This window comes from Bacillus chungangensis, assembly GCF_030812995.1.
Taxonomy (GTDB): domain Bacteria; phylum Bacillota; class Bacilli; order Bacillales; family Bacillaceae_C; genus Bacillus_CF; species Bacillus_CF chungangensis.
This window is the reverse complement of sequence record NZ_JAUSTT010000001.1, coordinates 1-11721: the sequence shown is the minus strand read 5'-3', so window position 1 is coordinate 11721 and position 11721 is coordinate 1. Positions and strand designations below refer to the sequence as shown.

At 37.8% G+C, this 11721-nt stretch carries 11 protein-coding genes; all 11 read left to right on the top strand.

What is annotated here, in order from left to right; all coding sequences use genetic code 11:
* Positions 1–674 precede the first annotated feature (674 nt).
* The 11 genes from J2S08_RS00055 (at position 675) to J2S08_RS00005 (ending at position 11603) form a co-directional block, all read left to right on the top strand.
* Positions 675–2843 (top strand): HD family phosphohydrolase, encoded by a 2169-nt coding sequence (locus J2S08_RS00055; protein WP_307225453.1) that lies wholly within the window; start codon positions 675–677, stop codon positions 2841–2843.
* The gene (gene ybeY, locus J2S08_RS00050) at positions 2827–3297 is read left to right on the top strand and encodes an rRNA maturation RNase YbeY (protein WP_307225451.1); all 471 of its coding nucleotides are present in this window, start codon (positions 2827–2829) and stop codon (positions 3295–3297) included. Before J2S08_RS00055 ends, ybeY begins: the two co-directional genes overlap by 17 nt.
* Positions 3281–3679: a diacylglycerol kinase family protein gene (locus J2S08_RS00045; protein WP_307225450.1), complete on the top strand. Its 399-nt coding sequence runs from the start codon at positions 3281–3283 to the stop codon at positions 3677–3679. Before ybeY ends, J2S08_RS00045 begins: the two co-directional genes overlap by 17 nt.
* A gap of 206 nt (positions 3680–3885) precedes the next feature.
* Positions 3886–4284 carry a cytidine deaminase gene (locus J2S08_RS00040; RefSeq protein WP_307225448.1) on the top strand — a complete coding sequence of 133 codons (399 nt, stop codon included), beginning with the start codon at positions 3886–3888 and terminating at the stop codon, positions 4282–4284.
* The gene (era, locus tag J2S08_RS00035) at positions 4277–5197 is read left to right on the top strand and encodes a GTPase Era (RefSeq protein ID WP_307225446.1); all 921 of its coding nucleotides are present in this window, start codon (positions 4277–4279) and stop codon (positions 5195–5197) included. Before J2S08_RS00040 ends, era begins: the two co-directional genes overlap by 8 nt.
* Positions 5198–5352: 155 nt before the next feature.
* A complete protein-coding gene (locus tag J2S08_RS00030; protein ID WP_307225444.1) occupies positions 5353–5493 on the top strand; it encodes a YqzL family protein in 141 nt (46 codons plus the stop codon).
* A gap of 76 nt (positions 5494–5569) precedes the next feature.
* Positions 5570–6322 carry a DNA repair protein RecO gene (gene recO / locus J2S08_RS00025; protein WP_307225442.1) on the top strand — a complete coding sequence of 251 codons (753 nt, stop codon included), beginning with the start codon at positions 5570–5572 and terminating at the stop codon, positions 6320–6322.
* 502 nt (positions 6323–6824) lie between these two features.
* Positions 6825–7715: a glycine--tRNA ligase subunit alpha gene (gene glyQ, locus J2S08_RS00020; RefSeq protein WP_307225440.1), complete on the top strand. Its 891-nt coding sequence runs from the start codon at positions 6825–6827 to the stop codon at positions 7713–7715.
* Entirely contained in the window at positions 7708–9777 is a 2070-nt protein-coding gene (gene glyS / locus J2S08_RS00015) for a glycine--tRNA ligase subunit beta (RefSeq protein WP_307225438.1), read from the top strand. The genes glyQ and glyS overlap by 8 nt, the downstream gene beginning before the upstream one ends.
* 359 nt (positions 9778–10136) lie before the next feature.
* The gene (locus J2S08_RS00010; protein ID WP_307225436.1) at positions 10137–10775 is read left to right on the top strand and encodes a helix-turn-helix transcriptional regulator; all 639 of its coding nucleotides are present in this window, start codon (positions 10137–10139) and stop codon (positions 10773–10775) included.
* 15 nt (positions 10776–10790) lie between these two features.
* A complete protein-coding gene (locus tag J2S08_RS00005; protein ID WP_370875606.1) occupies positions 10791–11603 on the top strand; it encodes a pyruvate, water dikinase regulatory protein in 813 nt (270 codons plus the stop codon).
* The last annotated feature ends 118 nt before the right edge of the window (positions 11604–11721 follow it).

Below are 11721 nucleotides of genomic sequence, written 5' to 3'. Positions count from 1 at the left end.
GAAAAAATGCTTTAGCCTTTGTTCAACTTCACATCAGCAGATGATTAGATAATCCCTTCATTATGGAAATTTCACCTTTCCAATTTCAATAAGTAAAGGTGGAATAGATTGTAAATCTTAAATGTTGTAATAGGCAAAATTTTTTAATGAAATATACTTGGGAAAATGGTATCATCTTACATAATTAGTGAACTCATTTTGCTGTATATAAACATCGAAAGCAAGATAGTGTATTACCCCACTTCTAACTGGCATAGCAGGGGATGAAACTGACAGGCGAATATCGGATGAATCCGGCCTACAGGAAAAGAAAAGCTTCTTGATTTAGATCGCTCGAAAAAAATGTATTTCTTTTTTGAGGATCTTAGATTATCCCACATCTAACTGGCAGTAAGACCCCCACCTCAAGAGTAAGAGGAATCGAAGAAGTCTAGGTGGGGGATAACTGCCAGTAAATGTCCGATTGGTTCAACTAACCATCAGTGGGGGATGAGAGAAAACCCCCACTGATGGAAGTTTCACTTTATCTATAGGGTTTGAGAAAAAGCTATTGATGAAAGTTAACTTTACCTGTTTGAGAGAAAGAGTCTGCTTCATAATATTTTAAGCCGAAAAGAATACTGATAATGAACGACACGTTTCAACCTACCAAATTTAGGTGATGGAGGAAACAAATGAAAATTAAATCTTTACTTAACTATAAAGTGTTTACTACGATCATTTTTATTTTGCTGGCCTTGCTCATTTATGGTGGTCTTTATCATAATGTAAAACCAGAAACATATGATGTTGAATTGTTTTCTGTTGCTGAAAAGACCATTCGTTCACCGAAAACGGTCGAGGATGAGGCGAAAACGGAGGAAGAGCGCAAACGAGCGGTAGATGAAGTCGAGAAAGTATATGTTTTTAAGAAAGAAATTGCTCAAAATCGGATTTCTTTAGTTACATCTATTTTTGACTTTGTTCTCGATATGCAAGAGGATGCAAAATCAGGTACACCTAATGATAGTACCGATGCTTCTGAAAAGCAGGCAGCGCCGTTGACCCATGAAGAAAAGTTGGAGCTGTTAAAAGAAACACTTACGAAAAATGTGAGTGAAGATGTGACAAAAGCGATTCCTGATCAAATCTTTTCTACCCTTTTAAAAGCCAGTAATGAAGATTTGACAAAAGCAAAAAAAGAAGTGGGAAAACAGGTTGAAGGAATCATGGACGAAAAAATCCGTGAAGATCAAGTGTCAAAAATAAAGGAAGATATTGCCATTAAGATTGGAAATTCATCCATTAGTGATCATTTGAAAGAAGCGGCAATCGCACTTGCACAATATGCTATTGTAGCGAATGATATCTATGACCCACAGTTAACAGAAGAGCAGAAAAGCTATGCGAAAGAGAATGTTGAGCCTGTAAAAATTTTACAAGGGCAAGTAATTGTTCAAGAAGGCCATTTAATTGATCGTGAAACGTATCGTCAGCTAGAATTATTAGGGTTATTAAAAAGTAATCCTACTGTGAAGCCGTACATCGGCTTAGTGATCTTTGTCTTTATGATTATTGGCACTCTGTATTTGTATTTTTACAATATGAAAGCGCCCGAAGAAAAAAAGCAAAATTACATTTTCTTGACAAGCATTATTTTGATTATTGCCTTAGTACTTATGAATATTATTGGGTTCATGAGAGACCTACAGCTTAATAATATCGGCTATATTTTTCCTGCAGCGATGGCGCCGATGTTAATAAGGATTATGATGAACGAGCGATTTGCTTTAATCATAACGATTATCTTATCCGCATGTGGAAGCATCATTTTTCATGATCATATTACCGGAACAATTAATTTCGAGATTGCCATCTATATTTTATTTAGCGGCTTATCAGGAGTGATGTTTTTATCCAACAGGAATCAACGCCCAAATATTTTACAAGCAGGCCTTTGTGCTGCAGTCGTAAATATTATGCTGATTTTTTTCATTCTGTTTATCGGAGGAGGTCAATTTACAAGAATTGATTATTTGTATAACGTCATCTATGCCGTTGTATCAGGATTATCATCAGCAGTCCTTACGATGGGGCTCCTGCCATTTTTTGAAGCCGGGTTTGGTTTGTTATCAACAATGAAATTAATTGAACTATCGAACCCAAACCATCCACTCTTGAAAAAAATCTTAACGGAAGCACCAGGTACATACCATCATAGTGTAATGGTTGCAAATCTTTCAGAAGCAGCCTGTGAGGCCATTGGAGCAAATGGACTTTTAGCAAGAGTCGGTTGTTATTATCATGATTTAGGCAAAACGAAAAGACCGCATTATTTTATTGAAAATCAAATGAATATTCATAATCCGCATGATGATCTGTCGCCGGAAACGAGCAGAGATATTATCGTAGCGCATGTAACAGATGGTGTACATATGCTGAAGAAAAATAAATTTCCAAAAGAAATTGTTGATATTGCCGAGCAGCATCATGGGACAACATTATTAAAGTATTTTTATTATAAAGCAAAGAAGGAAAATGAAGATGTATTAGAAGAGGACTTTCGCTATCCAGGGCCGAAGCCGCAAACGAAAGAAGCAGCAGTTGTCAGTATTGCAGATAGCGTTGAGGCAGCTGTCCGATCAATGTCACATCCTACTCATGACCAAATCAAATCACTTGTTCAAAATATTATTCAAGATCGTTTGCAAGACGAACAGTTGAATGAGTGTGATATTACGCTGAAAGAGTTGGAAATCATTAAAAATATTTTTTGTGAAACCTTAAACGGAATTTTCCATTCTCGAATTGAATATCCAGAATTTAAAAAACAGAAGGAGAAAAAACATGCCATTAGTGATTGATTTTCATGATGAAACGAATCAATTAAGCGAAACAGATTTCCAGCCGCTAGAAGCGCTGCTGCAAACTGCGGCTGAATATGAAAAGTTGGAGCATGATGCGGAAATATCTGTCACGTTTGTCACAAACGCGACTATTCAAGCACTTAATCGAGATTATCGCCAGTATGATCGAGTTACAGATGTTCTTTCTTTTGCTATGGAGGAACTCGGTGAAGGTGAGATTGAGATATTAGGGATAGAGGAGCCACGAATGTTAGGTGATATTGTCATTTCGCTCCCAAAAGCAGAAGAGCAGGCGATTGAATATGGCCACTCGCTACAGCGTGAATTAGGGTTTTTAGCGCTGCATGGCTTTCTACATTTACTTGGCTATGACCATATGACAGAAGAGGAAGAGGCCATTATGTTCACTAAACAAAAGGAAATCCTATCCATCTATGGGCTTGAACGATAATCATCCCTTTAATAAGAAGCGGCTGTTGTCCTCTTTTAGGTTTGCATTACAAGGATTGAGTGCTGTTATCAAGAAGGAGAAAAATATCAAAATCCACTTGCTTGCGGCAGTAATTGTTGTCATTGCTAGCTTTCTCTTCGGCCTTTCTGCACTTGAATGGATGTTCATTCTTTTCTGTATTTTTGGCATGCTTTCATTAGAGCTAATAAATTCAGCACTTGAAAAGACAATCGATCTTATTACAGAAGATTTCCACCCATTGGCCAAATATGCGAAGGATGTCAGTGCTGCTGCCGTCTTGCTCTATGCGTTAATGACGGTGATCATTGGCTCTGTCATTTTTTTGCCAAAATTAATATCATTATTTCGTACTCTTATTTAACATGATGATAAAAGAAAGCTGCCCTTATTCGGACAGCTTTCTTTTATCTATTTGAAAACGATTTATTTATCGGTTAAAATACAAGAACAAATGATTAGTTGTGCACTTTTGCACTCCTTTTTCCCGTAAAAATGTAGTAAAATAGAAATTAAAGACATAAAATGAAACTTTCTATAGCGATGATTGATTAAAGAGGAGAAAGTTATATGAATTTGGAAACATTAATTAGTGAAGCGAAATTAGCTAGAAAAAAAGCGTACGTTCCCTATTCACAATTTGCAGTTGGTGCTGCATTATTGACGGCTGACGGTAAAATATATCATGGCTGCAATATTGAAAATGCTGCCTACAGTGTTTGCAATTGTGCAGAACGAACTGCGATATTTAGTGCTTATGCAGAAGGTGTAAGAAACTTTACCGCACTTGTCGTTATAGCTGATACAGAGCGTCCTGTTTCCCCGTGCGGCGCTTGTCGGCAAGTAATAGCTGAATTGTGTCCTAAAGAAATGAAAGTTTATTTAACGAATTTAAAAGGTGAGTGTAAAGAATTGACAATAGAAGCGCTATTGCCAGACGCTTTTTCCCCGGAGGATTTACATGAATAACGAAAAACAACAAACGTTTAAATCAGGATTTATTGCAATCATTGGAAGGCCAAATGTCGGAAAATCAACCTTTTTAAATCATGTAATTGGTCAAAAAATTGCCATTATGAGTGATAAGCCTCAGACAACAAGAAACAAAATCCAAGGGGTATTGACAACAGATGATGCCCAAATTGTATTTATTGATACGCCAGGTATTCATAAACCTAAGCACAAGCTCGGTGATTTTATGGTAAAGCTTGCAACAAATACACTGCGGGAGGTCGATGTCATATTATTAATGGTCGATGCTGCAGAAGGTCTTGGCCGCGGTGATCAATTTATTATTGAGAAGCTGAAAGAAGTAAATACACCGGTCTTTTTGGTAGTGAACAAAATCGATCAAGTTCATCCTGATGAGTTGCTGCCATTCATTACTAGCTATCAGCAGCTGCATGAATTTACAGAGATCATCCCCATTTCTGCATTAAAAGGAAATAATATCGAACGTCTGTTGGAACAGTGTAAATTGTACTTAGAGGAAGGCCCTCAATACTATCCTGCAGATCAAGTGACAGATCATCCAGAAAGGTTTATTATTGCAGAATTTATTCGGGAAAAAGTTTTACATTTGACGAGAGAGGAAATTCCTCATTCTATTGCTGTACTTATTGATAAAGTCGAGAAAAAAAAAGACAGGAATCTTGTCCATGTTATGGCGACAATCATTGTAGAACGCCCATCACAAAAGGGCATGATTATCGGCAAACAAGGGTGGCTCCTAAAAGAAGTTGGAAAGCAAGCTCGTGCAGATATTGAGCATTTGCTTGGTTCAAAAGTTTTTTTAGAAATTTGGGTAAAAGTTCAAAAAGATTGGCGCAATAAAAGTTTTTATTTGCAAGATTATGGATATAGCAAAGATGATTACGAATAATCCTTGAATGTGAAATAAATTCAACGCCAAGTTATTATACTAAAAATCGATTAACAATTTTTGTGTAACATTTTTTAAAGGTCACAGGTTATCCTAACTTACAAGGCTCATGAAGCTATCCAGATAGCATAAGAACATGAAAGGCGTGGTTATTAATGTTAGAGTTTACCTGGAATATTTTCAAGGAAACAGGAAGTATTGATACCTATTTGCTTTTTAAAGAGCTTGAAAAAGAGCATCCTGAAAACCGGATTACAGGCGAGAAAAAAATTGAGGTGGATTTTCCTGTTGTGTAATCAGATGCAGGCCGCTATCTTTCTAACATCACCCGAAAGAGGCAAATAGCATTGCTTTGGAAGGGTAGGGAAAATAATGCTGCAAAAATGTGAAGGAATTGTGATTAGAACGACAGATTATGGTGAGACGAATAAAATTGTCACCATATATTCAAGAGAGTTTGGGAAACTTGGCTTTATGGCGAGAGGAGCAAAAAAAACGAATAGCCGCCTTTCAGCCATCTCCCAACTCTTTATGCATGGCTCCTTTTTGTACATGAAAAGCAAAGGTCTAGGAACGCTTCAACAGGGTGAAATACTTTCCTCATTAAGAAGTATTCGTGAAGACATTTTCAAGACCGCTTATGTATCTTATCTGGTGGATTTATTAGATAAGAGTACAGAAGAACGGAAACCTAATCCTTTTTTATTTGAACTGATCTATCAATCTTTATGCTATATTGATGAGGATTATGATATGGAGATTATCACCAATATATTTGAAATGAAAATGTTAGCTGTATTGGGATTATATCCATGTATGAACAAATGTGCCGTTTGTGGTAATCATGAGGGGCATTTTGCTTTTTCTATTAGAGAGAATGGCCTTATATGTCATCGTTGTTATGAAAAAGACCCCTATCGATTATCAATGTCACAAGCGGCAGTGAAGCTGCTGCGGCTGTTCTATCATTTTGATTTAAACCGGCTTGGTACGATTTCTGTTAAACGAGAGACAAAAAAAGAATTGCGAACAGCAATATCATTGTATTACAATGAGTATTCGGGCTTGAATTTAAAGACGAAACGATTTTTAGAGCAAATGGATCGTTTAAAAGGATTGCTATAAGTATACGGCTGAAAGATGTGAAATGCTTTCGAACAGCCTGACAAATGAGTTCAGTATGAAAATAACAAGTCGTATTTGTATCTTCAATGTCTTTATAGATATTCAAGTAAGATGTAAATTGGCTTATCATTTAATCATTGACAGCAAACGAATTTTCGAGTATTTTATTTAATAATAAAATGATTCTTTATTTTCTCTTTCATCAGCTTCTAATAGTTAGATGAAGCGACTTTAATGATGAATGAGAATCTGTGAGAACAATAACATATGTCTGTAATGATGGAAAAGAGTAATGTGTGCACTTGATCAAAAGCGAACCTGGATTAGTGAAAGCAGGGTGATCAAACATACATGAAAGGCGCTCCTGAACAGATTGTAGAGAGGTGGCTGTCGCTTTAGAGGACAGCAAATAGGGTGGAACCGCGAGTATAAAACTCGTCCCTATGCTTTTAAAAGGCATAGAGACGAGTTTTTTTGTGAAAAAATTTGGAGGTAGAGAGCTGTGAATATTCAAGAAATGATTTTAACACTGCAAAACTATTGGTCTAGCCAAGGCTGTATGTTGATGCAAGCCTATGATGTAGAAAAAGGTGCTGGAACGATGAGCCCTTACACATTTTTACGAGCGATTGGTCCTGAGCCGTGGAATGTCGCTTATGTAGAACCATCAAGGCGTCCTGCTGATGGACGTTATGGGGAGAATCCAAACCGTTTGTATCAACACCATCAATTTCAAGTAATCATGAAGCCTTCGCCGGATCATATCCAAGATATGTATTTAGATTCCTTGCGGGCACTTGGTATTGATCCATTGGAACATGATATTCGTTTTGTAGAAGATAATTGGGAGAATCCATCTCTTGGTTGTGCAGGTCTAGGTTGGGAAGTATGGCTAGATGGCATGGAAATCACGCAGTTTACTTATTTCCAACAAGTTGGCGGTCTTGACTGTAAACCAGTTTCGGTTGAGCTGACGTATGGAATAGAACGCCTAGCCTCTTACATTCAAGAGAAAGAAAATGTGTTTGAGTTAAAGTGGACGGAAGACTTTACTGTCCATGATATCTTTTATCAGCCTGAATTTGAACATTCAACCTATGCATTTGAGACTTCGAACCAAACGATGCTTTTTGACCTTTTTAATACATACGAAGAGGAAGCAAAAAAGCAAATCGAAAAAGGCTTGGTTCATCCAGCATATGATTACATTTTAAAATGCTCCCATGTTTTTAACTTATTAGATGCACGTGGAGCAGTTTCGGTTACGGAACGTACGGCTTACATTGGCCGAATGAGAAAGCTCGCTCGAAAAGTTGCCAAAGCCTTTTATATTGAAAGAGAAAAACTGGGCTTTCCAATTCTGAATAAAAAGGAGGACCAGGAGAATGAATAAGCAGAATTTATTAGTGGAAATCGGTCTGGAAGAGATGCCAGCGCGGGTTGTGGAAGCTGCAATGGAGCAGCTTGGTGAAAAAGCAAAGAAATGGATGCAAGAACATCAGCTTGAATACGGAGAAGTACTACTATATTCAACTCCTAGACGTTTGGCGTTTATCATAAAGGACGTTGCTGAGGCCCAGGAAGACCGAGTTATTGAAGTAAAAGGGCCTTCCAAAAAAGTAGCGAAAACAGAAGATGGCGAATGGTCAAAAGCGGCTCTAGGCTTTACCAGAGGTCAGGGGGCAACGACAGATGATATTTATTATAAAGAACAGTATAACGTGGAATATGCCTTTGTAAAGAAAGAGGAAAAGGGCCAAAAGACGGTTCGCTTATTACCTAGTTTGCAAACCATTATTAGCGGCTTAACTTTTCCGGTAAATATGCATTGGGGAAATCAAGACCTTCGGTATATTAGACCGATCAAATGGCTTGTCTGCCTTTATGGAGAAACGATTGTCCCATTTTCGATTGCAGGGGTCGGCACAAGCAATATATCCCATGGACATCGTTTTCTCGGCGGTAAAGTAGCATTAGCCGAACCACTTGCATACGAAAAAACATTGTTAAGTCAATATGTACTCGTTCGTCCAGAGGATCGTAAGCAATCGATTCGTGAGCAGCTTCACAAACTAGAGATGGAGCAAGACTGGCTCATCCCTATCGATGAAGCCCTGTTAGAAGAGGTTAATAATCTTGTTGAATATCCTACTGCTCTATACGGTTCCTTTGATCACTCTTTTTTACAGCTTCCTGAGGAAGTTCTGATTACTTCAATGAAAGAGCATCAACGCTACTTTCCGGTGAAAAATCGAGAAGGACAGTTATTGCCATATTTTGTGACAGTCCGTAATGGTGATCATCGCCACCTGGAAAAAGTAGCAAAGGGAAATGAAAAAGTATTGCGCGCTCGCCTTGCTGATGCTGCTTTTTTCTTTGCTGAAGATCAGAAATTAGACATTTCCACAGCTTTAAAGAAACTAGGACAGGTAGTGTATCATGAAAAAATTGGCACTATTGCTGATAAAGTGGAGCGTATTCGTCGGATTACAAACATGCTAACAGATCTGCTTGGATTATCTGAACAAGAAAAAGCAGCAGCTGATCGTGCTGCTGAGATTTGCAAATTTGATCTTGTTACGAACATGGTTAATGAATTTCCAGAGCTACAAGGCTGGATGGGCGAACAGTATGCATTGCAAAAAGGTGAATCTCCTGAGGTAGCTAAAGCAATAAAAGAGCATTATCAGCCACGTCATGCTAAAGAAGAGGCACCGGCATCCAATGTTTCTGCTGTTGTTGCAATTGCCGATAAAATTGATACAATCGTGTCTTGTTTTGCTGTTGGTATTATTCCAACTGGTTCACAAGATCCGTATGCACTTAGAAGGCAAGCAGCAGGCATCGTCCAAATACTAATTGCACATAAATGGGATGTATCACTTTTACATCTGCTGGATAAAACGGTGCAAATCATAGAAGAAGATAAAATTGGTGCCGACAGTGACATAGATTTAAGACAGACTTTTCTCGCTTTCTTAAAACTTCGGATTAAAAACACCTTGCAAGATATTGGCATTCGCTATGATATCATTGAAGCAGTACTAAAAAGCTCTGTCGACTTAGTTCCAAAGTTAGTTGAACGGGCATTAGTATTAAATAAGGCGAAAGATTCCAATGAGTTTAAATCGACGATTGAAGCTTTAAGCAGGGTAATGAATATTGCTAAAAATGTAGAGACATCACAGCCTATTAATCCAACATTATTTGATAATGAATATGAAAAGGAACTGTACAAGCAATTTACAGCGTTAAAAGGAAACTTGCATGAGCTAGATATGAAGGCAGCCTTTCAAGCATTAGGAGCATTAAAACAAGCGATTGAACATTATTTTGATCATACGATGGTTATGTCTGAGGATGAATCACTTAAAATGAATCGCTTGGCACAAATGAAGGAATTAGCTGATTTGATTAAAAACTATGCAGCGATGAATGACATTATTGTAAAATAATACGATTGATTGAGATGAATGTATAAACGGATGGAGAGCTTCTCCATCCGTTCTTAGAAGATAAAATTTTATCCCACATCTAACCTAACTGGCAGTAGGACCGCCAACCTCTATTCTCCCCTTTTTCGAGGACGTGCGACCTTAGCCTTTGTTTACTTCCCATTAGTAGGGGATGAGAGAAAACCCCCACTGATGGATGTTTCATTTTTAACGTTTGATCAAAAGGATAGGATTCACCATAAAAAGCAGCTGCTCCAAGGAGGAGTGTGTCTTAAAAACTGTCTTTTTTCATAAAATCGTATATAATGAGCATATAACAATCGAGAAATACAAAAAGTGTTCCAGAATTGAGTTATTAGGTGGTGGTAACGATAGATCTCAATAAAAGGCAACACCAAATTTTGGAAATCGTGAAAGAAAACGGTCCGATCACTGGAGAGCATATTGCCGAACGCTTAAATTTGACACGTGCCACGTTAAGGCCAGATTTGGCAATATTAACAATGGCAGGTTTTTTAGACGCGCGGCCGAGAGTCGGCTATTTTTATACAGGAAAAACAAAAACGCAGCTGCTTACGGATAATTTGAAAGAAATATATGTGAAAGACCATCAATCTGTACCAGTAGTAGTTAGTGAAAGTGCATCGGTTTACGATGCAATTTGCACGATATTTTTAGAAGATATTGGCACCCTTTTTGTTGTGGACGAGGCGTCCTGCCTTGTTGGAGTACTTTCGCGCAAAGATCTTTTGAGGGCAGCGCTAGGCAAGCAAGAACTATCTTCCATTCCAGTTCATATTATTATGACAAGAATGCCAAATATCACTGTCTGTGAAAAAGAAGATTTATTAATTGATGTTGCTACTAAGCTGATCGATAAGCAAATTGATGCAGTGCCAATCGTCAAAAGAAAAGCTGACGGATATGAGGTTATTGGCCGTATCACAAAGACAAACATTACAAAAGCCTTCGTAGCGCTTGCCAACGAAGATCTATAAAGGAAGGTGAAAAAGGTGATAGAACCGATTATTTATATTGTCTCAGATTCGGTTGGAGAAACAGCTGACCTTGTCACAAAAGCAGCAATCAGCCAATTTAATGGGTCTAGTGCGACCTTGAAACGTTTTCCTTATGTAGAGGACTACTCTCACATTGATGAAGTCATTTCTTTAGCAAAAGTAACGCGCGGTTTGATTGTCTATACACTCGTTGTACCGGAAATGCGCCATTATATATTCGAACAAGCTGAAAAAGAAAATTTATGTGCAATCGATTTGATTGGACCTTTAATGGATAAATTTCAGGCACTATATGGAAAAACGCCTTTATACGAGCCTGGTTTAGTTCGCAAGTTGGATGAAGAATACTTCAAAAAAGTAGAAGCAATTGAATTTGCAGTTAAATATGATGATGGCAGAGATCCACGTGGAATTTTAAAGGCTGATATTGTTCTAGTTGGTATATCAAGAACCTCGAAAACGCCTTTATCCCAATATTTAGCACTCAAGCGCATCAAGGTTGCCAATGTTCCGCTTGTACCAGAAGTAGATCCTCCGGAGGAGCTATTTCAAATTTCTGCTAAAAAATGCATTGGACTAAAAATTAGTCCAGAAAAACTTAATGATATTCGCAAGGAAAGATTAAAATCACTGGGGCTGAATGATCAAGCAAGTTATGCAAACATTGAAAGAATCAAAAAAGAAATCGAATATTTTGATAAGATTGCTCGCAAAATCAACTGCAAGGTGATTGATGTGACGCATAAAGCGGTTGAGGAAACAGCAAATACGATTCTAGATCATGTTCAAAAAAATATCAACACATAATCGAATGATTGTGTGTTTTTTCATGTGCGACGGGCAGTCGCACCTTGTGTAGCTTTGCTACACAAATGAATTGTTAAAGGTTGGAATACGTTACCTAGGTAAAAACGATTCCCGAATC

What these genes read in the sequence shown, in the direction of transcription:
- J2S08_RS00055 (WP_307225453.1), top strand. Translation starts at nt 675, where the DNA reads ATGAAAATTAAATCTTTACTTAACTATAAAGTGTTTACTACGATCATT.
- ybeY (WP_307225451.1), top strand. Translation starts at nt 2,827, where the DNA reads ATGCCATTAGTGATTGATTTTCATGATGAAACGAATCAATTAAGCGAA.
- J2S08_RS00045 (WP_307225450.1), top strand. Translation starts at nt 3,281, where the DNA reads ATGGGCTTGAACGATAATCATCCCTTTAATAAGAAGCGGCTGTTGTCC.
- J2S08_RS00040 (WP_307225448.1), top strand. Translation starts at nt 3,886, where the DNA reads ATGAATTTGGAAACATTAATTAGTGAAGCGAAATTAGCTAGAAAAAAA.
- era (WP_307225446.1), top strand. Translation starts at nt 4,277, where the DNA reads ATGAATAACGAAAAACAACAAACGTTTAAATCAGGATTTATTGCAATC.
- J2S08_RS00030 (WP_307225444.1), top strand. Translation starts at nt 5,353, where the DNA reads ATGTTAGAGTTTACCTGGAATATTTTCAAGGAAACAGGAAGTATTGAT.
- recO (WP_307225442.1), top strand. Translation starts at nt 5,570, where the DNA reads ATGCTGCAAAAATGTGAAGGAATTGTGATTAGAACGACAGATTATGGT.
- glyS (WP_307225438.1), top strand. Translation starts at nt 7,708, where the DNA reads ATGAATAAGCAGAATTTATTAGTGGAAATCGGTCTGGAAGAGATGCCA.